The organism is Halopseudomonas laoshanensis (genome assembly GCF_008365385.1).
GTDB lineage: Bacteria > Pseudomonadota > Gammaproteobacteria > Pseudomonadales > Pseudomonadaceae > Halopseudomonas > Halopseudomonas laoshanensis.
Genome location: NZ_QOVF01000001.1, coordinates 695,314 through 719,092, shown reverse-complemented (window position 1 = coordinate 719,092; position 23,779 = coordinate 695,314). Strand labels below are relative to the sequence as shown.

The following is a 23,779-nucleotide window of genomic DNA, read 5'->3' as shown; positions in this document are numbered from 1 at the left end:
GGATGAGGCGCTTTTCTCCAGACAGATCCCATATGATTCGCAAAAAATCATGACCCGCAGAAAATCCGCCACCTACAGGCGCCGCAGTGTAACAGAATTGCGCTCCCTGATCTGGCTTGCCCTGCCCATCATCGCCGCGCAGATGGCCCACACCCTACTCGGCTTCGTCGATACCGCCATGGCCGGTCGAGTCAGCGCGCTGGATCTGGCCGCCGTCGCGTTAGGTAATTCTTTCTGGGTACCTACCTTCCTGTTTCTGACCGGCATACTGATGATCGTCACCTCCAAGGTGGCGGCCAACAATGGCAGCGGGCACAACGAGCGCAGTGGCGCTTTGGTGCGCCAGGGTGGTTGGCTCGGCGTGATCATTGGCACGCTGTGCTGCGGCTTCCTGTTCTCGGTCGAGCCGATTCTGCACTGGATGGACGTGCAACCCGAGCTGACCGAGATCACCATGGGTTATCTCAAAGGCGTTGCTCTGGGGTTTCCCGCGGTGGCGTTGTACCAGGCTTTACGCGGCCTGAGCGACGGGCTATCGCAGACCAAACCAACCATGCTGATCGGCTTTCTCGGCCTGGCGTTGAACGTGCCGGCCAATTACATATTGGTCTATGGCAAGCTCGGTTTCCCCGCCATGGGCGCCGTCGGCTGCGGCTACGCTACCGCGCTGGTCATGTGGTTCATGCTCGGCTGCATGCTGGTTTACCTCAAGCGCTCGTCACTGTACAACAGCATCCGGCTGTTCGAGCGGTTCGACTGGCCAAACTGGCCGGAACAACGGCATCTGCTCGGTCTGGGTCTGCCGATCGGCATCGCACTATTCGCCGAAACCAGCATGTTCTGTCTGATCGCACTGTTGATCGGCGGACTGGGAGCCGTGGTCGTCGCCAGCCATCAGGTGGCGCTGAATTTCTCCTCACTGACGTTCATGGTGCCTTTCAGCCTGGGGCTGGCTATCACTGTGCGCGTTGGTCATAACCTGGGTCTGAACGGCGCCCGTGCTGGCTTGTTCGCGGCCAAGATGGGTATGGGCGTAGCGCTGGCGTTCGCCTGCATTGCCGCCGCGATCATGTTTGGTTTTGCCGACTGGATACCGCTGCTCTACACCAATGATCAGGCCGTCATCAGTCTCGCGGCGCAGCTGTTTGTTTACGCCGCCATCTATCAGTTTTCCGATGCCATCCAGGTTGCCTGCGCGGGCGCGTTGCGCGGTTACCAGGATACCCGCTTGCCCATGCTGCTAACGCTGATTGCCTATTGGCTGATTGGCCTGCCCAGCGGTTATGTGTTGGGCCTGACCGACTTGCTCGGACCCGCACGCGGCCCTGCCGGCTTCTGGCAAGGCTTGATTATTGGCTTAACCGCGGCGGCGCTGTTTCTCGGCGTGCGTCTGGCCTATGTCGGGGCCGGACGCAAACGCAATCAGCCCTATGGCGTCGCAGGAAAAATCCAGTAACGCCTGCTTTCAGCGGGCGCGTATCGGCATGCCATACTCAACATCCCCGCCTTGTGGGAGACATGATGCGTTGCCTGCTACTCACAATCACCTGTTGCCTGATCCTGTCCGGCTGCGAACGCGCGCCTGAAGCCAGCCAGCAGATGGACAACTACCTCGAGCGCGTCGGTCGCGTGCTCGACGCGTCGTGGACCCGGTTCGATAGCCAAAGCCTGAGCCAGTATCGCCTCCCCTCGCGCCGTGATCGGTTGCTGCCGGTGGCAGAGCAGCGGATTGGCATGCTTGAGCTACTGGTCGAATCACGCCGCTGCCAGACCCTTCAGCAAAGCGTCAGCCAGCGCAACAGCAGCCTCGGCAAGGTCATGCCCTGGAGCCATCGCCTGGCCGCGGATGGTGAGCTAATTCAGGCCCTGGATGAGTGTGTCGAGGTTCTGCACGATGATCCCTCACGTGAAGCGCTGTTGGCGGATCTGCAAAACATTGCCGCGACCAAGCGTGATGAGTTACCTGCGGTGTTCTGGAACGCGCTGAACGCCAGCAGCGAATTTGAATACTACCTGCGCTTTGCCGCTGGTCCCTTGCCGGTTTCCAGTACCGCGTTGACCGATCAGGCCGCGCTTGACGCCCTGCAACAATTGACAGCCATCGGCCAGGCCTTGCCAAGTGTATTGCCTCCGCCACGCACCGAATTGCAATCCCATTTCCAGGCTTTGCAGCGCAGCCAACGCGGCAGCGAGTTGATCCACAGCCTCGCGCGGCTGACCCATATGCTGGAGCAGGTCACCGCCATGCTGGGTAGCGAACGGGCACAAAAGCTCTGCCCGCTGGGCAAACCTACTCAGCGTTCACAGATTCTGCTCAATGTATTTGTGACCTTCTACGCCGGTGAGATACAACCCTACCTGGCACAGGTGCAGCGCCTTGGCCAACCCTGGCAACAAAGCCTTGGCGAACTGGCCCAGGTGCAAGCAATTCCGGCCGAGACAGAGCACTACCTACGCGCGCTGGTGGGCGCAGAAGATTCGCTCTGGGAACGTTACCAGCACCAACTGACCGCGCACAGCACGGCCTGGCAAGACGTCTTGGGACAATGCCAGCTCAGGCCGGGGCAGCCAGGCTGGAACAACAGGGATACCGACGCCTAGCCCTGTTTACGCAACAGGTAGCGATATACCCCCTCGGCTTCGCTACGCTCGACCAGCTCATGCCCGAGAAAAGAGCAGAAACGCGGAATATCACGTTCGGTCGAGGGATCGGTGGCCAGCACCTCAAGCAACTCGCCCGGCTGCATATCGCGCACCGCATTGTGCAGCAGCATCACCGGTTCCGGGCACATCAGCCCCTGGGCATCAAGTTGTTTGTCTGGTTGGTTGGCCGTCACGGGCATTTGTCCTGGAGGTGGCATATCGAAGTGGCGAGGACGCATTATCCGCAAAAGCACAGGCACTTGCCAGCCGCGCCAGCAGAGCCGACACTGTATGACAGAAGCGCCAATCAAGGCGCCATACATCACTGGTAAGTAAGGATTTATTGATGATCAAAGTACTGATCGAACGCGTTATTGCCGAAGGCCTTGAACAACCTTACGAAGAAGCGGCTCGCAAGGTCATCCAGCAGGCCATCCAGTCACCCGGTTTTATCTCCGGGGAATCCTTTCGCGATCTGGAAAGACCCAATCACCGGATCGTCATGGTCACCTGGCAGAACCGCCACTCCTGGGAACGCTGGGAGAACTCCCAAGCGCGTTTCGACAGCATTGGTGCTTTCGCCCCGATGCTGCAGGAAGAAGAACGCGTGACGCTGCTTGAGCCGCTGTAACTATCGTCTAGCGCGCTGGCAGTTCCCAGCCCTTAACTAAGGGTCTGAATCTTGAAGCTGCCGGCGTGCAGGATCCGCACATGACAGGTCACTTCTTCCCGGTCACTGTATAGCTGCTTGCAGGATACAGTGGCCTTGATGCCCGCCTCGTCCAGCGCATCCTGCACGTGTTCCATGCACTGGATAACCTCCTGATAGCGGCGCTTCATCGGCAGTTTGAAGTTGACGATCGCTTCGCGGCACCAGCCGCGACCCACCCAGCGCGCCAGCAGCGAGCTGGAGCGGGCCGGCTTGTCGACGATATCGCAGACCATCCAGTGCACGGTCTTATTCGGCTTGTAGAGATAGCCGTCGGCCTGAATATGCTCAACCTGGCCGCTGTCCATCAGGCTTTGCGCCATGGGGCCGTTGTCTATGGCTATGACTTTCATATGCCGATTGACCATCTGCCAGGTCCAGCCGCCCGGTGCAGCGCCCAGATCAACGGCGGTCATGCCCGGTGCCAGGCGCGCATCCCAGTCATCCCGCGGGATGAAATGGTGCCAGGCTTCTTCCAGTTTCAAGGTCGAACGGCTGGGTGCATCGCGCGGCACTTTGAGGCGCGGAATACCCATAGGCCAAGGCGCGGCGTTATGTGCCCACGACCAACCTACAAACACCCGCGTGCCGCTTTCAAAACACAGGTGCAGGCGCGGCATCTCGGTTTTTGTCGGACGCACGAAGCGGGTCTTGGTCAGCGCTGATTCCAATGGCTTGCTGAGCTTCTTGGTCAGCGCAGCCATGGCTTTGCCGTCATTGGTGTCAGCGGTTTCCAGCCACATGCAGGAAGCGATCGGGCCTTTGGAGCAGGCGGTGATGATCGGCGCAATGCGATCTTCCACCGGCACTTCCAGCCAGTTGCCCAACGCCCATTGGCGCACAAAAATCAGCTGACGAAAGTCCAGCTTGTGCATCAGCCGTTCGGCGTCGCCCTCCCCGGGGCAAACAAAGCGCACCAGCGCCGAACCTTCCTTGGTCACGGCATAGCCGGCAAAGCCCTTGATGGCGGACAGCTCCTGCATTTCAGCAGCCGCTTCGCCCTCAAATCCGGGACGGCAGTGCAACAACAATTCCTGCATGGTCTAGCTCCAGCATGATTTACCGGCCGCTACTCTACAGGCTGCGCCCTCCGGGTAGAAGCAGAATGCGACGGGGCACCGGCTGTCTCTGCGCGCAATAGCTGCGTTGCCTCGACCATGGCGGCCAGTGCTGCACGGGTTTCCGGCCAGCCGCGGGTCTTCAGACCGCAATCCGGGTTCACCCACAGACGTTTCGCCGGCACTACTCGGGCGGCCTTGCGCAGCAAGCGCACCATCTCCGCCACCTGCGGCACGCGCGGCGAATGAATGTCATACACTCCCGGCCCGATGGCGTTCGGATAGGCGAAATCCGAAAAAGCTTCGAGCAACTGCATATCCGAGCGCGAGGTCTCGATAGTGATCACATCCGCATCCATTGCCGCAATCGAGTCGAGAATATGATTGAACTCGCTGTAGCACATATGCGTGTGGATCTGGGTCGTGTCCTTCACGCCACTGGCGCTCAAACGGAAGGCTGCCGCCGCCCACTCCAGATAAGCCGGTTGGGCCGCCGCACGCAGGGGCAAACCCTCACGGAAGGCCGGTTCGTCGATCTGAATAATACCGATGCCCGCCGCCTCCAGATCCACCACTTCATCGCGGATCGTCAACGCCAATTGCCGCGCGCTCAGCTCGCGGCTGACGTCCTCCCGCGAGAATGACCACATCAACATGGTCACCGGGCCGGTGAGCATGCCCTTCATCGGCTTGCTGGTCAGACTCTGCGCATAACGCGTCCATTCGACCGTCATCGGTGCTGGGCGGCTGATGTCGCCGTAGATGATCGGCGGCTTGACGCAGCGTGAACCGTAGCTCTGCACCCAGCCAAAGCGCGAGAACGCATAACCACTCAGTTGCTCGCCGAAATACTCGACCATGTCATTGCGCTCGGCCTCACCGTGCACCAGCACATCCAGACCCAGTGCTTCCTGCTCGCGCACTACCAGCTCGATCTCGGCGCGCATGGCGTCGATATATTCAGCCTCCGCCAGGCGACCCTGTTTGAAGGCCTGGCGGCTGGCGCGAATCTCTGTTGTCTGCGGGAAGGAGCCGATGGTGGTGGTCGGCCAGGCAGGCAGTTTGAGCGCCTGCTGTTGCAGCCACTCGCGCTCGGGATAGGCCGCATTACGCTTGGCGTCGTGCGCTTTCACCGCGGTCAGGCGCGCGGCGACTGCCGGGTCGTGGATGCGTTTGGATTGTCGACGCGCCACCTGAATCGCATCCGACGCCGCAATAGCCTCGCGCACCGTCGCATCATCAGGGGTATTCAGCGTTCGGGCGAGCAGACTGACCTCATCGACTTTCTGCGTGGCAAATGCCAGCCAACCGAGCAGTTCATCATCCAGTTGATCCTCCCGTTGCAGGTCTACCGGGCTATGCAGTAAAGAGCAACTGGGCGCGACCCAGAGTCGCTCACCCCAACGCTCCTTGGCCTGACTTAGCTGCGCCAGGGCCGCGCTCAGATCACAGCGCCAGATATTGCGACCATTGACGACGCCGAGCGACAGCACCTTATAGGTTGGCAGTCGATCCAGGATCAGCGGCAGTTGCTCGGGGGCGCGCACCAGATCCACGTGCAGCCCCTCCACCGGCAGATTGCAGGCCAAGCCCAGGTTGTCCTCGAGTCCGCCAAAAAATGTGGCGACGAGCTTTTTCAGCGGCGCGCGCTGAAGCAGGTTATAGGCGCTTTCAAAAGCTGCTTTCCAGTCGGCCGGCAGATCCAGCACCAGCGCCGGCTCGTCGATTTGTACCCACTCTACGCCCTGCTCCGCCAGGCGATTGAAGATCTGCACATACACCGGGAGCAGTCTTTCCAACAGCTCCAGCTTGTCGAACCCCTCGCCCTTGACCTTACCCAGCCAAAGATAGCTGAGGGGGCCTAGCACCACTGGTTTGACCGCATGCCCCAGCGCTTGCGCTTCTGCTACCTCATCGAACAATTGCGTCCATTGCAGGCTGAAGCCTTGATCGCGACTGAACTCGGGCACCAGGTAGTGGTAGTTGGTATCAAACCACTTGGTCATCTCACAGGCGAAGGTTTGCTTGCCGCCCCGGCTGACGCCGCGAGCCATCTGAAACAACGTATCCAGTGTCGGCACCGCATCCGTGGCAAAACGCGGCGGAACAGCGCCGACGGTCAGACTATGCGTGAGCACCTGGTCGTACCAGGCGAAGTCGCCGACCGGCAATAGATCCAGCCCGGCGTCTGCCTGTACCTGCCAATGGCGAGCGCGCAGTTCGCGCCCCACCTGCAGCAGGGCTGGCTGATCAAGCTTGCCCGCCCAATAGGCCTCAAGGGCCTTTTTCAATTCGCGGTCGCGGCCGATGCGAGGAAATCCCAGCGAGTGAGCCAAAGCCATAACGTTCTCCACAATATTTAAACTAATTGATGTCGTGGCGTTATGGTCTGCTTGTGCTGTTACTGAATCAAACTCATCATTTTAATGCTAAACTTCGATTTCATTCATGTTGGGATTTTAGCCATGCTCGAGCTCCGCCACCTGCGCACCCTTGCCACTCTGCGTGAAGCCGAAAGCCTGGTGGAAGCCGCCGAACGTTTGCATCTGACGCAATCAGCGTTATCCCATCAATTGAAAGATCTGGAAGAGCGTCTGGGTCTGCCGCTATTTGTGCGCAAGAGCAAACCGGTACGTTTTACCAGCGCCGGGCTGCGCCTGCTGCGGCTTGCGGATAACGTGCTGCCGCAAGTACGCCAGGCCGAGCGCGATCTGCAACGTCTCGCCGGCGGCCAGGCCGGCCGCCTGCATATGGCCATTGAGTGCCACAGCTGCTTTCAGTGGCTGATGCCAACTATTGACCAGTTCCGTAACGCCTGGCCTGAGGTGGAAGTCGATTTTGCCTCTGGTTTCTTCTTCGCGCCCCTGCCGGCACTGGCCCGTGGCGAGCTGGACCTGGTGGTCACGTCTGACCCGCAGGAAATCAACGGCATCAGCTATGTGCCGTTGTTTACCTACGAAGCGGTACTGGCGATCAGCAACCAGCATCCACTGGTCAACCGCAGCCATATAGAACCGGCCGATCTGGCTGAGGAAACGCTGATCAGCTACCCGGTGGATCGGGAGCGTCTGGACATCTTCAAGCAGTTTCTCGATCCCGCAGGCATAGAGCCGCTAGCCGTACGCAACGCCGAGCTGACGGTGATGATGATGCAACTGGTCGCCTCTGGTCGCGGCGTCTGTTGCCTGCCCAACTGGGCAATTGCCGAGTACTTGCAGCGCGGCTATGTCAGCGCGCGTCCGCTGGGCGCTGAAGGATTGTTTGGCACCCTCTATGCCGCGGTGCGCGAGGACATGCTAGAGATGTCCTACCTGCAGGACTTTCTCCTCACCGCCAAGGATACGTCTTTCGCCACTTTGGACGGCGTCAGCGCCAAAATAAGCAGATGACCAGTAGAGATATATTCCTGACTTATGTCTCGACATGAACGATCATTCGCATCTAGTTTGAATTGAGCATGCACCAAACGAGCTGCTGGTAAGCCCATCCGAGGGGATGATGGCAGGGAAGCGGAGCGCGTAAATAAAAAGCGCGGTAAGCGGTAGTCCGTGAATGTTGGCTCCCGCTTAACTCAGGGCCGCTTCGCTCAAGGAAAGTCTCTGCACTTCTCGGTAAACGTCATCCTCGCGCACGCGGGGATCCATTTTTGGGTAAATCAGCGAGCTAGTGCGGTGCAACTTTGCGACTGTTCTACTGTTGTCCTTCAATAAAAACAAGATTCAGGAGAAGCTCAATGCATTGTTGCGCACCCAAGAAAGTCACACGCCGTATCTCTTCCAAACGATCTTTGATAACCGCCGTCGCTTTGGCGACCGGATCCTTAATGCTTGCCGGCTGCCTGGGTGGTGGTGGCGGAAGTGATTCAGATGATTCTGACAATCGCGCCCAGTTAACCCTGGCGAACGGCACCGTCGCCGGGATTGCCGAAGACGATACTCTGATCTGGCACGGCCTGCCCTATGCGCAGCCGCCGGTTGGCGACCTGCGCTGGCGTGCACCACTGCCACCGCAAAACTGGAGCGGTACGCTGGACGCTACTGAGCGCGCTCCGGAATGTGTGCAGGCGGAAACCACCACCCAGTGGCAACGCACTTCCAATATGGTCGGCGATGAGGATTGCCTGATCGTTGATATTTACCGCCCCAACCGCAGCGACTTTACGGATGAAACCTTACCTGTTTACGTCTGGATTCACGGCGGCTCAAACAACTTCGGTACCGCCAAACAGTACGATGGCCGCGCTCTGGCCAATCAATCCGACGTGGTTGTCGTGGTCGTTCAGTATCGCCTTGGCCCACTGGGTTGGTTTTTCCACCCGGACGTACAGACTGCAGGTGCAGATACACTGTCGGACTCCGGCAACTTTGGCACTTTGGACACCATCCGCGCGCTGGAATGGGTCAAGGCCAATATCAGTGACTTTGGCGGAGACCCGGATAACGTGACCATCACCGGCGAATCCGCAGGCGCGCATAACGTACTCAACCTGATGGTGTCGCCAGAGGCGGGCGGCGGGCTGTTCCACCGCGCCATGTCGCAAAGCGGTTCGATGAATACCCGCAGCCCCACCACTGCCCGCGCCTCAGCCAACAGTCACATTGAGTGGCTGATCCGCCTGCAAGAGGATCGGAAAACCCCCGGCACGCCAATCAGCGCGGGCCAGGCCACCCAGATGCGAGAGGATATGGAAGCCGCCGGTACGCTGAATGAGTACCTGCGCGCAGCCGAAGGTCGAGACCTCTATCAGGCGGTCTTCAACTACAGCTCGCTCAGCGCTTATGGTGCGATCGAAGACGGCACGGTGATTCCCACCGGCGGCTGGATCCCGCGCTTTACCAGCGGCAATTTCAACAATGTACCGGTGATCCTCGGTGCCAACGAGTACGAGCAGAAGTCATTCATGCCCTTGTACGGTGCCGCAGTAAAAGGCGCCCTGCCCGACATACCCTCTCCACCGGACAAGACCTGGCTCGATCTGCTGGATGTCGCCTTTGAAGGCAGCCAGACCCTGGACGAGGTGCTGCCTACCCAACAGGATAAAGACACGTACGAAATCACCGGCTACCACGGCGGCCGCGCCTGGCGGGCGAAATATGTGGATGAGCTGGCGCGCCTGATCAGTCAGCACCAGCCCGCCACTTACGCCTACGATTTCCGCTGGGGCACCCAGTCCGGGCCTGCTCCATTCAACTTTATTTACGGCGCCGGGCATGCAGCGGATATTTCATTTTTCTTTGGTGCGGGTGAAGGCCTGTTTGAGCTTCCCTTCACCGATGAAAATGAGGCCGGTCGCGTCGCGTTGCAGGAATCCATGATGAGCTATCTTGCCGACTTCGCCCGTGATGGTGATCCCAACGGCACTGCCAGTGAAGCGCAACCCGAGTGGTCAGCCTGGACGTCCGCTGTCGGCCAGAACAAGGTGATTGTGTTTGACGCGACCAACGAGGAGGCCGACGTGCGCATGTCCGCCGAGGAGCTGACGCTGGCCGGGGTCAATGCGGCCTGGACCACCGCACTGACCAATGCAGGATTGAGCCCCTTGGAGATAGGCACCTTGCCCGCCTTCTTCGGTCAATCACCCAACTACTCTACCCCGTAATCCTTCCTTAGCAGCCAGAACGGGGCCATCCGGCCCCGTTTTAGTACTGTCTACTAGCTCGCGCGAAGCTGCGCAATACAACCTGCTTTCGATTCTGTCTCAAATTTAACCCAAATAGGCGAATGTGGGGATTTCCCTTCGGCGTTAAGGTTTGTCTCGTACTGAGCCTGCTGTTGGTATGTTCAGTGGTCTCAAATGACACAAAAACAACACCAAGAGAGATCAACAAATGACTTCTATCCAGTTCAAACTGAGCGCTTTCGCCAGCAGCTTGCTGCTGTCTACCAGTGTTATGGCTTACAACCCGCCGACTGATCCGCCTCCCGGCGGTGGCGGCGATGGCTCCTTCCCACCGGTTTCCAGCTTTAGTGATGACGGTCCTTTCGCGACCACCAGTGGTAACGAAGGTCCGAGCTGCCGCATCTACCGTCCCCGTACCCTAGGTGATAACGGCCTGCGTCATCCGATCATCATCTGGGGCAACGGCACCGGAAGCTCGCCCACTACCTACAGCAGCCTGCTTGATCATTGGGCCAGCCACGGTTTCGTGGTCGCTGCAGCACGGACCTCCAACGCCGGTAGCGGTGAGGACATGATCGATTGCCTGGATTACCTGGTGCAACAGAACGGTCGTAGCACCGGTACTTATGCCGGCACTCTGGATGTCAACAATGTGGGCTCCGCCGGGCATTCGCAGGGTGGCGGAGGTTCCATCATGGCCGGTCGGGATAGCCGTATCACCGCCACGGCGCCGTTCCAGCCTTACACGATCGGCCTGGGTCATCGCTCATCATCACAGAGCCAGCAGAACGGGCCGATGTTCCTGATGACTGGTGGGCGTGACACTATCGCCTCACCGACCTTGAACGCAGCACCTGTATTCAGCCGCGCCAACGTGCCGGTCTTCTGGGGGGAGCGCACCACCGCCAGTCACTTTGAACCTGTGGGTGACGGTGGCGATTATCGCGGGCCTTCCACCGCCTGGTTCCGCTACCACCTGATGGACGACGGCAACGCCGAGAGCACCTTCTACGGCGGCAACTGTGAGCTGTGCACCGACTTCCGCTGGGACGTCGAGCGTAAAGGCATCAACTAAACGTTAGTCAGCAGCAAGGAGGACCGGCCCAGCGCCGGTCTTTTTTTGTGCGCAACGATACATTTTATAGTTTTGTATCGTTTTTTCACCCGTATAGGCGAGTGCCGCACACAATCTCACACCGTATTGTCTGTATCGCAATGAGTCTGACCGTCGGTGGTTGGCCAGAGGCTCAGCGGTTGCATACAACAACAATATTCCCCTTCAAGAGATTATTATGAAAACATCCAAATTCGCCCTATCCGGCCTTGCGGCTGCTCTATTGGTATCCACCTCCGTTCTGGCCAGCAACCCCACTCCGCCGCCACCGACCGACCCAGGCGATGGTAGCTTTCCACCGGTATCAGACTTCAGCCGCTCCGGCCCCTTCGCCACCACTGATGGCAATGAAGGCCCTAGCTGCACCATCTACCGCCCGCGCACTCTCGGTGAAGAAGGTCGGCGTCACCCGATCATCCTCTGGGGCAATGGCACCGGTGGGACGCCTGGCACCTACGGTGACTTGCTTGAGCATTGGGCCAGCCATGGCTTCGTCGTCGCTGCCGCACGCACCTCCGACGCGGGCTCAGGCGAGGAAATGATCGACTGCCTGGATTACCTGGTACAACAGAACGGTCGCAGCAGCGGCACCTATGCCGGCCGCCTGGACGTTAACCGGGTAGGATCTTCAGGCCACTCGCAGGGCGGTGGTGGCTCGATCATGGCCGGCCGCGATAGTCGTATCACCGCCACTGCGCCATTCCAGCCTTATGTGCTGGGTCTGGGTCATGTCAGCTCTTCACAGGGCCAGCAAAATGGCCCGATGTTCCTGATGACCGGCAGCTCCGACACCCTCGCTGGCCCGGTATTGAACGGCCGCCCGGTGTTCAACAACGCCAACGTGCCGGTCTTCTGGGGCAATCTGGACGGCGCTGGGCACTTCGAACCCGTGGGTGACGCTGGCGATTTCCGCGGGCCTTCTACTGCCTGGTATCGCTATCACCTGATGGATGACAACAACGCCGAGAGTACTTTCTACGGCAGCAACTGCGAGCTCTGCACCGACCGCGATTGGGAAGTCGAGCGCAAGGGCATCAACTGATTGCCCGCGTATCCCTTAACGTGATGCAGCCGGCTGCCTTCGGGTGACCGGCTTTTTTGTAATCGGCTATGCTGCGGGGCTGAACCTAGCCCTGGAGCCCAATCATGACAACAACCACCTCCCCCGTCGCCCTGGTCACCGGCGCCGGCAGCGGTATTGGCCGCGCCACCGCGCTGGCGCTACTGCGCGCTGGTTACCGCGTGGTGCTGGCCGGCCGCCGTGCCGAACCACTCGAAGCCACTGTCGCGGCTGCCGCAAACCTCGCCGAGCACAGTCTGATGGTAGTGACCGATGTGCGCCAACCCGCGTCGGTGACCGCCCTGTTTGATCGTACGCTTGAGCGCTTCGGTCGCCTTGATCTGCTGTTTAACAACGCCGGTACCGGAGCACCGCCCGTACCATTGGAAGACATCAGCTTTGAGCACTGGCAGGCCACGGTGGAAACCAACCTGACCGGCGCCTTTCTCTGCACCCAGCAAGCCTTCAAGATCATGAAAAGCCAGCAACCCATGGGCGGTCGCATCATCAACAACGGTTCGATTTCCGCCCACGCGCCACGACCAAACTCAGCGCCTTACACCGCCACCAAACACGCGATAACTGGCCTGACCAAATCCACTTCGCTGGACGGCCGGCGCTACAACATCGCCTGCGGTCAGATCGACATAGGCAATGCCGCCACTGAGATGACCGAACGCATGAAGCATGGCGTCCCGCAGGCAAATGGGGAAATAGCGCAAGAGGCAATGATGGATGTAGAGCACGTTGCTCAGGCGGTGGTGCAGATGGCCAATCTACCGCTGGAAAGCAATATTCAGTTCATGACCATCATGGCCACAAAAATGCCCTTTGTCGGTCGTGGTTAGGCGGCTGAAACCGCCTTCTTCATGACAAATGCGACTAAAGGATGCTATCAAAATAGGATTCAAGCAATGATTCATCATCGGGACACTTCTCATCTTGGTATCGTCCTTGCTACTATAGGACGCGAGAGAGTCAATACATAAAGTCACACAGGCAGTGAATATGAGCAGTCAGAATACCCCGCTATCCATGGCGCTGTCGCAGCGCAAATCCGATGAACGCGCCACGCCCATCACTGCTTTTCGTATGGCGCGCCGCTGGTGGCTCGAGGGTCGCCGGCTGAACCTGTCGCTGCTGGCGGAGGAGCTCAACATCGGCCGCGCCACGCTCATGCGCTGGGTGGGGAACAAGGATCTGCTGATGGGCGAGATTCTCTGGTCACAGTACAAGTTCATCTATGACCAGGCGATAGAGCGCGCGAATGAGACGCCCGAGCTGCAAGGGATCGATTACCTGGTGCAGATTTACACCGATATCAACATCGCGCTGATCAACGCCAAGCCGATGCATGATTTTCTGCTGGCAGAGCCGCAATGGGGTTTGCAGTTGCTTACCTCAAACATCTCCGGCTTGCAGAGTCGCTTGATCGAGACCTGGCGCGAGCTGTTCGATGGGCAGATCAAGGCCGGTAAAATCAACCCGGAAATGGACGCCGAAAGCCTCGCCTATTTCATTATTCGCATCGGTGAAGGTGCAATTTACTGCGATCTGATCTGCGGCCGCACCCCGGAACCCGGCCCTGCCAGCCAGGCCTTCCGTTTGCTGGTCAACGGCCACAGCCGTTAACCCTTGTTATGTTCCGCCGGTACTGACGCCCTAGCGGCGCTGTACCGGCCAGTCCAGGCTGAAATCCGCACCACCCAAGGCTTCCGAACGCCCGACTCGGGTGCGACCGTTATGCCAATAAATCACCCTGCGCACAATCGACAACCCCAGACCGTACCCCCCAGAAGAGCGTGTGCGACTGTCATCCAGCCTTAGAAACGGTGTGAAAATACGCTCGCGCCATTCCTCGGCAATCCCCGGCCCGTCATCCTCGACGTTGATCACGCAACGCCCATAGACCACACGTGTGCTGATTCTGACCTGGCTGCTGGCGTGACGCTGGGCATTACTTACCAGGTTAGTGATCGCGCGGTGCAGGTAGCGTGGCTCGGCATCGATGCGGGTAGCGCGGCCCAGCGACAGATCGCGCGCTTGCAGATTGATGTTCTGTTGTAACGGCCCCAGCTCGCTGACCACCTGGGCGACCATCGCCGGCACGTCCACCCCGACCATGTTCAATGCCGGGGCGCCCTGCTCCAGGCGTGCATAGGTGAGAATCTCGTCTACCAGTTTGTCCAGTTCGCTGAGATCGCCATCCATACCTTGCATATAGCGATTGAGGTCCGCCTCGTTATCCGCGGTTTCGACCATTTCCAAGCCAAAGCGCAAACGCGCGATCGGTGTACGCAGCTCGTGGGAAACCGCGCCGATCATCTCGCGCTGAATCGCCATTAGCCTTTGCAAGTGGCTGGCCATATCGTTGAACGCCTTGGCCAGGCGACCCACCGAGTCCGGTCCCAACGCGTCCACACGGACATCCAGATTACCGCGGGTCAGTTGGGTGGCGGCGGCCTCAAGAACCATCAAGCGCTGTTCCAGTTGCCGCACCAGCAGATAAATCAGCAAACCGGACAGGGTCAAAACCAGCACCCCGACTATCAACAACATCGGCGCTGGAAACTCCTTCATCTGGTACAGCGGCCCCAGACTGAGTACCCATTCGGTATCCGGCACCTTCATATACAAGACGATCGAATCGCCGTCCGGCCCCAAGGTCATCAAGGTATCCAGTTCTTCCAGTCGCCGACGCTGGTCGGCGTCCAGATCCGCCTCGTTCATACGAGTCAGTACCAAAGGGTAACCGAAACCTTTTTCGCGGCGCAGTTGCTGCAGGCGCGATGGCATATCCGCCTCGGGGGCTCGCACCAGCTCATCGGCGATCAGAAACAGCGTGGCCCGGCCGAGCTGTTCGGTAATGCGCTCAATAGTGGTGGTCAGCACCATCTGGCTTTGTAACTCCACCAGGCTATAGACCCGCACGTCCTCCACGCCGTTCTGCTTGACCAGCACCTGCCCACGGATCAGTCGCGACCAGCTGCTGGAATCCAGATCCAGATCATCCAGCTCGTTCAGCTGCAGCGGCACGCCAATCAGGCGGGTCCAGGCCGCCAACGCGCGCAAGCGCTCGGCGTCGTCCATGGGTTCGAGGTTGTCGGCCATCAGCCGGAAAGTGCCACTGGCGATACGCTCGCGGTAATCCTCGGCGCGCACATCGTTAATCAGGCGAATACTCAATAATGCCAATAGCGACACCGTGATCAGAATCAGCAGCATGCCGCCATAAATGCGCAGGAAAATGGAGTTCATTCAGGGTTGCACGGCGACAAACAGGTAGCCTTTGCTGCGCACGGTCTTGATGATGCGAGGCAACTCGGGGTCGTCACCAATTTTCGGGCGGATCCGCGAAATGCGCACATCAATCGAGCGATCCTGACCGTCGTATTCGATGCCACGCAATGAATTGAAAATCTCCTCACGGCTGAGCACCCGCCCGGCGTTGCTGGAGAGTAGCCAGAGCAGATCGAACTCGGCACCGGTCAGATCAATCAACTCTTCATGCAGCCAGGCCTCGCGACGCGCATGGTCGACCACCAGCGGTCCGAACGTCAGCCGGGTGGTCTCGCGTTCATTAGCCGAGTCCATATCCGAACTGCGGCGCAGTAACGCGCGAATGCGTGCCAACAGCACCTGTGGCCGTACCGGTTTGTTGACGTAATCATCCGCGCCCAGTTCCAGCCCCTGAATATGATCCTCATCGTCACTGCGCGCGGTCAGCATCAAGATCGGCCGCGCATAACTGGCGGCACGCAGCCGTTTGCAGATAGACAACCCGTCTTCGCCGGGCAGCATCAGGTCCAACACCACCAGATCGGGATTGCTGGCGAGAATGTGCTCTACCGCACCGCTGCCGTGCGTCAATAGCTCAACGTCCAAGCCCTGGGAGATCAGAAACGCCTCGATCAAGGCCGCGAGTTTGAGGTCATCCTCAACAATCAGTATTCGCCCACCTTCCACATTTGACACAACACCAACCCCGATTTGCCGCGAGTAAGATCGGCGATTGTAGCAACCGCAAAGCAAAACACCTACCCACGGTTACCGCTAGGGAGGGGCCAACCTGATAACACAATATATTGTGTTTATTTTTCGTCGACCTCCGCCTGTTGATAACTCGCCAAGAAGCCTGAGATAAGCGGTTTAGAGCGGCATCTTCTGTACTGCTGCCAGTAGATCGCCAGCACAGAAAGTTTAAGTCGCGGGCTTGCGCAACAGCATGATACACACTATCTTGTGCCTCACGGCATTTTAATCACTAGATGTTGTTTTAATCGCAACGGTCTCCGCAACAGTGCCAAGCCTGTAGCGCAGAACCACCATATATAGTACGCAGGCCCGGCCAAGGAGATTGCCCATGCAGCCCACCCCCAACCCCACCGAGACCATTGGATCTCGCGCGCCGCAAGGTGAGCAGCACGAGCAGGATCTGAACCTGACCGCCCCCGGTCAGATTCGAGTGATCAAGCGCAATGGCACTCTGGTTGGATACACCGATGACAAGATCAAGGTCGCCATCACCAAGGCGTTTTTGGCTGTAGAGGGTGGCCAGGCCGCTGCCTCAAGCCGCATTCACCAGACCGTGAACCAGCTCACCGAAACCATCACCAATATCTTCAAACGGCGCATGCCCTCTGGCGGCACCCTGCATATCGAAGAGATTCAGGACCAGGTTGAACTGGCGCTGATGCGCGCCGGTGAACAGAAAGTGGCGCGCAGCTACGTGCTCTATCGTGAAGAGCACTCCCGTCAACGTCAGGCGCGTCAGCCAGTGGAAGCGCATCCCACGCTGAACGTTACCCAGGCCGACGGCAGCCGCGTGCCGCTGGACATGGGCCGCATGCACACCATTATCGACGAGGCCTGCGAAGGTCTAGCCGAAGTGGATGCCAAACTGATCGAACGCGAAACCCTGAAAAACCTCTACGACGGCGTTACCCAGCACGACGTCAACACCGCCTTGGTGATGACTGCACGCACCCTGGTCGAGCGCGAGCCGAATTACAGCCACGTGACCGCGCGCCTGTTGATGGACACCCTGCGCGCCGAAGCCCTGGGCTTTCTTGGCGTGGCCGACAGTGCCACCCATCATGAGATGGCCGAGCTGTACGCCAAGGCCCTGCCCGCTTATATCAACAAGGGCGCCGAGCTGGAGCTGGTGGACTCACGCTTGAAGGAGTTCGATCTGCAGGCACTGGGCGCCGCGCTGGATCACACTCGCGATCAGCAGTTCTCCTACCTGGGCCTGCAGACTCTGTACGACCGTTACTTCATCCACAAAGACGGCGTACGCTTCGAGCTGCCGCAGATTTTCTTTATGCGCGTGGCCATGGGTCTGGCGATTGAAGAGGCCGATCGCAACGCCCGCGCCATCGAGTTCTACAAGCTGCTCTCCAGCTTCGACTATATGGCCTCCACGCCAACCCTGTTCAACGCTGGCACCCTGCGTCCGCAACTCTCCAGCTGCTACCTGACCACCGTGCCGGATGAGCTGTCCGGCATTTACCATGCGATCCACGACAACGCCATGCTGTCCAAATTCGCTGGCGGCCTAGGCAACGACTGGACCAACGTGCGTGCACTGGGCTCCTACATCAAAGGCACCAACGGCAAATCCCAGGGCGTCGTGCCCTTCCTCAAGGTGGTCAACGACACCGCCGTGGCGGTAAACCAAGGCGGCAAGCGCAAGGGCGCGGTCTGTGCCTATCTGGAAACCTGGCACCTGGATATCGAAGAGTTTCTCGAGCTGCGCAAGAACACCGGCGACGACCGTCGCCGCACCCACGATATGAACACCGCCAACTGGATCCCGGACCTGTTCATGAAGCGCGTGTTCGAAGACGGCAAATGGACGCTCTTCTCCCCGTCCGATACGCCGGACCTGCATGACCTGACCGGCAAGACCTTTGAAGAGCGTTACGAGTATTACGAGGCACTGATCGAGTACGGCAAGCTCAAGCTGCACAAGACCATCCAGGCCCGCGACCTGTGGCGCAAGATGCTCAGCATGCTGTTCGAAACCGGCCACCCGTGGATCACCTTCAAAGACGCCTGCAACCTGCGCAGCCCGCAGCAGCACGTTGGCGTGGTGCATAGCTCCAACCTCTGTACCGAGATCACCCTGAACACCTCGGCCGATGAAATCGCCGTGTGCAATCTGGGCTCGGTCAACCTGCCCAACCATATCGTTGACGGCAAGCTGGACACCGCCAAGCTCGCGGCCACCATCAAGACCGCCGTACGCATGCTGGATAACGTTATCGACATCAACTACTACTCGGTGCCGCAAGCCAGAAACTCCAACCTCAAGCACCGCCCGGTGGGCCTGGGCATCATGGGCTTTCAGGATGCACTCTACCTGCAGCACATCGCCTACGGTTCTGATGCCGCAGTCAGCTTCGCCGATCAGTCCATGGAAGCCGTCAGCTATTACGCCATCCAGGCCTCCTGCGATCTGGCCGAAGAGCGCGGCAGCTACGCCACTTTTGAAGGCTCGCTGTGGAATCAGGGCATTCTACCGCTGGACTCGCTGGACATTCTCACCGAGCAGCGCGGCGCCAAATACATTGAAGTCGATCGCAGCCAGACCCTGGATTGGGAACCCCTGCGCCAGCGCGCGCAGAAAGGCATCCGCAACTCCAACATCATGGCCATCGCCCCGACCGCAACCATCGCCAACATCACCGGCGTATCCCAGTCGATCGAGCCGACCTACCAGAACCTCTACGTCAAATCGAACCTCTCCGGCGAGTTCACCGTGATCAACCCATACCTGGTCCGCGACCTCAAGGCACGCGGCCTGTGGGACCCAGTCATGGTCAACGATCTGAAGTTCTATGACGGCTCGGTACAGCAAATCGACCGCGTCCCGGCCGATCTGAAATCCCTGTACGCCACTGCCTTTGAAGTGGAAACCAAGTGGATAGTCGAAGCCGCCAGCCGCCGCCAGAAGTGGATCGACCAGGCGCAGTCACTCAACCTGTACATCGCCGGCGCCTCCGGCAAAGCCCTGGACGTGACCTATCGCATGGCCTGGTACCGTGGCTTGAAAACCACCTACTACCTACGTGCCCTGGCCGCCACCAGCACCGAGAAATCCACTGTGGATACCGGCAAACTCAACGCCGTCTCCAGCGGCGCCCCCGCCGGCTTAACCGCCGCCGGCCCGGCTCCGGTGCCAAAGGCCTGTGCGATTGATGAGCCGGATTGTGAGGCGTGTCAGTAGGGTAGTGGCAAGTTTCAAGCTGCAAGCGACAAGTAGTGCGGGGCTCGCCCGGGGGGCGCAACGGCGTCGGCGCGAAGACGGTGATCCATCTGAACTGATGGGTTGAGCTGTAGGCCTAGTGCTTACGGCCACTTCGCATGGATTCCCGCCTGCGCGGGAATGACGGAGCGAGAGGCACGCGCCACCAGAATCGTCATTCTCGCGAACGCGGGAATCCATTTTGACCTTGGGGTCTCGGTACTACGCACTGCGTAAAAGCCACCCCCGAATGGACCCCCGCTTTCGCGAGGATGGCGGAGCGAGAGGCACGCACTACTAGGATCGTCATTCCCGCGAAGGCGGGAATCCAAGCGGACTACCGGCCAAAACCGGAGCAGGACAACGAACATCATAGCCGCATCGGGCGAACCAGACCAACCGCCCGAGCCGCTACACAAACAACTTGAAGCTTGAAGCCTGCCGCTTGAAGCTGCGACCAAAGGGAGCCTACCATGCTCAGCTGGGACGAACTAGACACACCAGAAACCGCCACCCCGGTCCACCGGGCAGCGTCGGATGCCGCCGCAACACAGGCCAGTAACGCCGACACACAACTTGACCAACAGGCCGTCGCGGCGGTCGACAGTGCCCGCCACGTCGGCAATGACGACTCCGACGCCGTCGCTCGCGCCAAGGCTGCACTCGACCAACTGGACATCCAGGAAGGCCTCGACGAACTCGAGGGCTCCGCCGCCCGGGTCAACGTCGATGCCAAGCAGATGATCAACTGCCGCGCAGACCTTAACCAACTGGTGCCCTTCAAATACGAATGGGCCTGGCAGAAGTACCAGGACGGCTGCGCCAATCACTGGATGCCGCAGGAGGTCAACATGACCGCCGACATCGCCCTGTGGAAAAACCCCGAAGGCCTGACCGATGACGAGCGCCGCATCGTCAAACGCAACCTCGGCTTCTTCTCGACCGCCGACTCGCTGGTCGCCAACAATCTGGTGCTGGCCGTCTACCGTCTGATCACCAACCCCGAATGCCGCCAGTACATCCTGCGCCAGGCCTTCGAAGAGGCAATCCACACCCACGCCTACCAGTACTGCATCGAGTCGCTGGGCATGGATGAAGGCGAGATCTTCAACATGTACCACGAAATTCCCAGCGTCGCGAAAAAAGCGGCTTGGGGCCTCAAGTACACCCGCTCGATTTCTGACCCGACCTTCAACACCGGCACCGTCGAAACCGACAAGGAACTGCTGCGCAACCTGATCGCCTATTACTGCGTACTGGAAGGCATTTTCTTCTACTGCGGCTTCACCCAGATCCTGTCCATGGGCCGCCGCAACAAGATGACCGGCGTCGCCGAGCAGTTCCAGTACATCCTGCGTGACGAGTCCATGCACCTGAACTTCGGCATCGACGTGATCAACCAGATCAAGATCGAAAACCCGCACCTGTGGGATGCCGGCATGAAAGATGAAGCCACGCAGATGATCCTGCAAGGCACTCAGCTGGAAATCGAATACGCCCGCGACACCATGCCCCGCGGTGTACTCGGCATGAACGCTGCGATGATGGAGGACTACCTCAAGTTCATCGCCAACCGCCGCCTGACGCAGATCGGTCTGAAAGAAGAATACCCAGGCACGGTCAACCCCTTCCCGTGGATGAGCGAGATCATGGACTTGAAGAAGGAGAAGAATTTCTTTGAAACGCGGGTGATCGAGTATCAGACTGGCGGCGCGCTCACCTGGGACTAATCGGACGGGGCGCGGCGCTACCGCGCCCCGATACCATTACAGCGAACTTCAATCTAAACGGCTTGCGCAAATACCCATCAAGCTATTTGTGCTTTGCCAAAGTCCTTCTTTGCCGGCACCCCTGCCGGCAACACCCTGCGCAGAATGTCGGCAAGCGAAACAATGCCGCGTACTTCATCCCCCGCCATCAACACCGCCAGGTGCGCACTCGATTCGCGCATACGCGCCAATGCTTCGTACACCGGCGTGCTCGCGGCGAGAATAAAGGCCGGCCGTGCGCTATTGATGGCCAACTGGGTATCCGGCAACAGCAAGGTGTCGCGCACATGCACAACCGAAGGAGCTCCCCCATCCTGACCAAGCATCAGGATACGCATATGCTTGGATGCAAACGCGGCCGCCCGGACATCCGCGACAGTCGCCTGGCGAGAGACATAGGTCGGTTTCACCTCCTGCGAGGTCAGCGCGTCGATCGACAGGGTGCCCAGATCAATCAAGCCTGATATCTGCTGCTGCATCTGCGGCTCAAGCATACCGACATTGGCCGAGTGTTCTACCAGTTGCCGGATGGTCGCAATATCCTGCCCGCCAACGGCGGCGCTCTCCACTGGTTCCACACCCGTGGCTTTCACCAGCCGGTTGGCAATGCTGTTTACCCAGTTCAGAAGTGGACGTAACGGCCATATGTAAGCGCGGGCGATAATGCCTATCGACAACGCGGACGTCTCCGGATGCGCAATAGCCCATGACTTGGGTGCCATCTCGCCGACTACCAGGTGCAGAAAGGTCACAACAAACAGCGCAAGCGCAAAAGCCGCGCCATCTGCTGCCCATTCCGGCAGACCCAGGACGGCAAACATCGGACTGAGCCAGGCATCGACCGCAGGCTTGGTAACCGCACCAAGCGCAAAGGTACAAACGGTGATACCCAGTTGCGCGCCAGCAAGCATCAGCGTCAGATCGTTCATGCCGCGTAGCGCCGCTCTGGCAGAGCGACTGGTAACCGCGAGCTGTTCAAGTCGCTGACGTCGCGCACCGAGCAAGGCGAATTCGATTACGACAAAAATCGCGCTCAGGGCAATCAGCGCTATGGTCACCAGAGTGACGATCAATACGTCGTTCACAGTTCTTCCTCCGAACCGGTGATCTCGACCAATCGCACGCGCAACTCGGTGGGGACGTGCCGCTCGATGCGCAACACATCAACCTCCAACCGATGCCGTACCGGCTCATCCGAAGCCAGTTCGGCCGGATCAACCGGCAGATCAATCAGCACAGATTGCCCCTCGACCGGCAGTGCGCCAAGTTCGGCAATCAGCATACCGGCCATGGTTTCAAAATCGCCGCGCGGCAATTCAAAGCCGATGGCCCGTTCAACCTCGTCCAGGTGCACATCGCCATTGATCAGCCAGACGCCCTCGCCACCGGCTACAACCGGTGTATTGGACTGGGTATCGTGCTCGTCGGTAATTTCGCCCACTACCTCTTCAGCCAGATCTTCAAGCGTCAGTATGCCAGCGAACCCGCCATACTCATCGATCACGCAGGCAAGCTCGTTATTGGTGTCAATCAACTGCTGGAGTGCGTCGGGTAGCGACATCAATGTAGGCACAACAGTCGCCGGCCGCATCACGCTGGCCACCAGTTCATCAGCACCGCCCTGCTCAAGGCGCGGCAGTACGTCAACCAGATGGACCACGCCCACGACGTTGTCGTCCTCATCATTGATAACCGGATAACGCGTGTGATCTCGCGCCATCATTTCGCGCAATTCCGCCAGGGTAGTTTCCGGTTGCACCCAATCTACCCGGGCTCTCGGAATCATCGCGTGTTCTACATCACGCTGGGGAAAATCCAGAATGCGGTCCAGCATCAGCGACAGCTCAAGTGGCAGGTCGCCGCTATCACGCGAATCGGCGATGATGCGCGGCAGATCCTCGGCTGAGGCGCTTACGTCCAGATCATGAATAGGTTCGATGCGCAGGGCGCGCAAAAACAGATTGGCTGATTTATCAAAGAAGCCGATCAGCCAACCGAAGACCGTAAGGTAAATCAGAGTCGAACTGGCCAGCCCGCGTGACAGCGGCTCGGGATTGGCGATCGCGAGGTTCTTGGGGAAAAGCTCGCCAAAGATCATCTGAATCAGCGTCGCCGACCCCAGAGCCAGTACCGTGCCCACGGTGACGCCAACTCCGGCGGGCACGCCCACACCACCCAGCAGCACACCCAGCGACTGCCCGACCAGCGGCTCGGCAACAAAACCCACGAGCAAACCGGTAACGGTAATGCCCAGCTGCGCGCCGGAAAGCATGAAGCTGGTACGTTGCGTGACCTTGAAAGCGCGCTGAGCGGGTACATCGCCTTCGGCAGCCCGTGCCGCCAGCCGAGCGCGGTCGACCGACATATAGGCAAATTCCTGCGCAACGAAATAGCCGTTTGCAGCGATGATCGCCAGAATTACGAGGATGCCAAGAAGTAATAAAAGAAGGGGTTCGATCATGATGTCATTACCTGCGCAGGGATAACGGCAGGGCTACTGACGAACGATATGTGGTCCACGGAGGTTAGTGCTTCCTATGTAATGAGGTGCAGCGAT

The 23,779-nt window shown here is 59.2% G+C and carries 18 protein-coding genes; 11 read left to right on the top strand and 7 right to left on the bottom strand.

Annotation, left to right across the window (positions count from 1 at the left end):
* Positions 1-49 precede the first annotated feature (49 nt).
* Together DT594_RS03330 and DT594_RS03325 are read left to right on the top strand one after the other, a co-directional pair.
* Positions 50-1,456, top strand: a complete 1,407-nt coding sequence (locus DT594_RS03330; protein ID WP_149331363.1) for an MATE family efflux transporter — start codon at positions 50-52, stop codon at positions 1,454-1,456.
* 62 nt (positions 1,457-1,518) lie between these two features.
* Positions 1,519-2,601 carry a DUF3080 family protein gene (locus DT594_RS03325; RefSeq protein WP_149331362.1) on the top strand — a complete coding sequence of 361 codons (1,083 nt, stop codon included), beginning with the start codon at positions 1,519-1,521 and terminating at the stop codon, positions 2,599-2,601.
* Here DT594_RS03325 and tusA read toward each other — a convergent pair.
* Entirely contained in the window at positions 2,598-2,837 is a 240-nt protein-coding gene (gene tusA / locus DT594_RS03320; RefSeq protein ID WP_425460504.1) for a sulfurtransferase TusA, read from the bottom strand. The two genes, DT594_RS03325 and tusA, sit on opposite strands and share 4 nt — an antisense overlap.
* A gap of 152 nt (positions 2,838-2,989) precedes the next feature.
* Here tusA and DT594_RS03315 point away from each other — a divergent pair, with 152 nt between their 5' ends.
* The gene (locus DT594_RS03315; RefSeq protein ID WP_149331360.1) at positions 2,990-3,274 is read left to right on the top strand and encodes an antibiotic biosynthesis monooxygenase family protein; all 285 of its coding nucleotides are present in this window, start codon (positions 2,990-2,992) and stop codon (positions 3,272-3,274) included.
* A gap of 32 nt (positions 3,275-3,306) precedes the next feature.
* Here DT594_RS03315 and rlmM read toward each other — a convergent pair whose 3' ends face one another.
* Together rlmM and metE are read right to left on the bottom strand one after the other, a co-directional pair.
* Positions 3,307-4,392: a 23S rRNA (cytidine(2498)-2'-O)-methyltransferase RlmM gene (gene rlmM, locus DT594_RS03310; protein ID WP_149331359.1), complete on the bottom strand. Its 1,086-nt coding sequence runs from the start codon at positions 4,390-4,392 to the stop codon at positions 3,307-3,309.
* A 29-nt stretch (positions 4,393-4,421) separates the two neighbouring features.
* Positions 4,422-6,752: a 5-methyltetrahydropteroyltriglutamate--homocysteine S-methyltransferase gene (gene metE / locus DT594_RS03305; protein ID WP_149331358.1), complete on the bottom strand. Its 2,331-nt coding sequence runs from the start codon at positions 6,750-6,752 to the stop codon at positions 4,422-4,424.
* A gap of 123 nt (positions 6,753-6,875) precedes the next feature.
* Here metE and DT594_RS03300 point away from each other — a divergent pair, with 123 nt between their 5' ends.
* The 6 genes from DT594_RS03300 to DT594_RS03275 all read left to right on the top strand — a co-directional run bounded on the left by DT594_RS03300 (position 6,876) and on the right by DT594_RS03275 (position 13,836).
* A complete protein-coding gene (locus DT594_RS03300; protein ID WP_149331357.1) occupies positions 6,876-7,799 on the top strand; it encodes a LysR family transcriptional regulator in 924 nt (307 codons plus the stop codon).
* A gap of 434 nt (positions 7,800-8,233) precedes the next feature.
* Positions 8,234-10,009, top strand: a complete 1,776-nt coding sequence (locus DT594_RS03295) for a carboxylesterase family protein (RefSeq protein ID WP_178091392.1) — start codon at positions 8,234-8,236, stop codon at positions 10,007-10,009.
* 229 nt (positions 10,010-10,238) lie between these two features.
* A complete protein-coding gene (locus DT594_RS03290) occupies positions 10,239-11,105 on the top strand; it encodes an alpha/beta hydrolase family protein (RefSeq protein WP_425460503.1) in 867 nt (288 codons plus the stop codon).
* Positions 11,106-11,322: 217 nt separating this feature from the next.
* On the top strand, positions 11,323-12,186 hold the full coding sequence (locus tag DT594_RS03285; RefSeq protein WP_149331355.1) for a poly(ethylene terephthalate) hydrolase family protein: 864 nt from the start codon (positions 11,323-11,325) through the stop codon (positions 12,184-12,186).
* Between the two features lie 104 nt (positions 12,187-12,290).
* Positions 12,291-13,052: an SDR family oxidoreductase gene (locus tag DT594_RS03280; protein ID WP_149331354.1), complete on the top strand. Its 762-nt coding sequence runs from the start codon at positions 12,291-12,293 to the stop codon at positions 13,050-13,052.
* Positions 13,053-13,212: 160 nt separating this feature from the next.
* Positions 13,213-13,836: a QsdR family transcriptional regulator gene (locus tag DT594_RS03275; RefSeq protein ID WP_096347219.1), complete on the top strand. Its 624-nt coding sequence runs from the start codon at positions 13,213-13,215 to the stop codon at positions 13,834-13,836.
* A 30-nt stretch (positions 13,837-13,866) separates the two neighbouring features.
* Here the strand turns inward: DT594_RS03275 and DT594_RS03270 are convergent, their stop codons facing one another.
* Complete coding sequence (locus tag DT594_RS03270; RefSeq protein WP_149331353.1) at positions 13,867-15,462, bottom strand: ATP-binding protein; 1,596 nt, start codon at positions 15,460-15,462, stop codon at positions 13,867-13,869.
* Positions 15,463-16,179 carry a response regulator gene (locus tag DT594_RS03265; protein ID WP_149331352.1) on the bottom strand — a complete coding sequence of 239 codons (717 nt, stop codon included), beginning with the start codon at positions 16,177-16,179 and terminating at the stop codon, positions 15,463-15,465. It abuts the gene before it with no gap.
* A gap of 388 nt (positions 16,180-16,567) precedes the next feature.
* On the opposite strand from DT594_RS03265, the gene DT594_RS03260 reads away from it, so the two are divergent.
* Both DT594_RS03260 and DT594_RS03255 read left to right on the top strand, forming a co-directional pair.
* Positions 16,568-19,435, top strand: a complete 2,868-nt coding sequence (locus DT594_RS03260) for a ribonucleoside-diphosphate reductase subunit alpha (protein WP_149331351.1) — start codon at positions 16,568-16,570, stop codon at positions 19,433-19,435.
* Positions 19,436-19,926: 491 nt separating this feature from the next.
* A complete protein-coding gene (locus DT594_RS03255) occupies positions 19,927-21,183 on the top strand; it encodes a ribonucleotide-diphosphate reductase subunit beta (protein ID WP_149331350.1) in 1,257 nt (418 codons plus the stop codon).
* A 77-nt stretch (positions 21,184-21,260) separates the two neighbouring features.
* Here DT594_RS03255 and DT594_RS03250 read toward each other — a convergent pair whose 3' ends face one another.
* Positions 21,261-22,307 carry a CNNM domain-containing protein gene (locus tag DT594_RS03250; RefSeq protein WP_149331349.1) on the bottom strand — a complete coding sequence of 349 codons (1,047 nt, stop codon included), beginning with the start codon at positions 22,305-22,307 and terminating at the stop codon, positions 21,261-21,263.
* The gene (locus DT594_RS03245) at positions 22,304-23,683 is read right to left on the bottom strand and encodes a hemolysin family protein (RefSeq protein WP_149331348.1); all 1,380 of its coding nucleotides are present in this window, start codon (positions 23,681-23,683) and stop codon (positions 22,304-22,306) included. Before DT594_RS03245 ends, DT594_RS03250 begins: the two co-directional genes overlap by 4 nt.
* Positions 23,684-23,779 lie beyond the last annotated feature (96 nt).

Coding starts and splice junctions, on each gene's coding strand:
- DT594_RS03285 (WP_149331355.1), top strand. CDS start 11,323: ATGAAAACATCCAAATTCGCCCTATCCGGCCTTGCGGCTGCTCTATTG.
- DT594_RS03245 (WP_149331348.1), bottom strand. CDS start 23,683: ATGATCGAACCCCTTCTTTTATTACTTCTTGGCATCCTCGTAATTCTG.
- DT594_RS03315 (WP_149331360.1), top strand. CDS start 2,990: ATGATCAAAGTACTGATCGAACGCGTTATTGCCGAAGGCCTTGAACAA.
- DT594_RS03260 (WP_149331351.1), top strand. CDS start 16,568: ATGCAGCCCACCCCCAACCCCACCGAGACCATTGGATCTCGCGCGCCG.
- DT594_RS03290 (WP_425460503.1), top strand. CDS start 10,239: ATGACTTCTATCCAGTTCAAACTGAGCGCTTTCGCCAGCAGCTTGCTG.
- DT594_RS03270 (WP_149331353.1), bottom strand. CDS start 15,462: ATGAACTCCATTTTCCTGCGCATTTATGGCGGCATGCTGCTGATTCTG.
- metE (WP_149331358.1), bottom strand. CDS start 6,752: ATGGCTTTGGCTCACTCGCTGGGATTTCCTCGCATCGGCCGCGACCGC.
- DT594_RS03275 (WP_096347219.1), top strand. CDS start 13,213: ATGAGCAGTCAGAATACCCCGCTATCCATGGCGCTGTCGCAGCGCAAA.
- DT594_RS03330 (WP_149331363.1), top strand. CDS start 50: ATGACCCGCAGAAAATCCGCCACCTACAGGCGCCGCAGTGTAACAGAA.
- DT594_RS03300 (WP_149331357.1), top strand. CDS start 6,876: ATGCTCGAGCTCCGCCACCTGCGCACCCTTGCCACTCTGCGTGAAGCC.
- DT594_RS03280 (WP_149331354.1), top strand. CDS start 12,291: ATGACAACAACCACCTCCCCCGTCGCCCTGGTCACCGGCGCCGGCAGC.
- DT594_RS03295 (WP_178091392.1), top strand. CDS start 8,234: ATGCTTGCCGGCTGCCTGGGTGGTGGTGGCGGAAGTGATTCAGATGAT.
- DT594_RS03325 (WP_149331362.1), top strand. CDS start 1,519: ATGATGCGTTGCCTGCTACTCACAATCACCTGTTGCCTGATCCTGTCC.
- rlmM (WP_149331359.1), bottom strand. CDS start 4,392: ATGCAGGAATTGTTGTTGCACTGCCGTCCCGGATTTGAGGGCGAAGCG.
- DT594_RS03255 (WP_149331350.1), top strand. CDS start 19,927: ATGCTCAGCTGGGACGAACTAGACACACCAGAAACCGCCACCCCGGTC.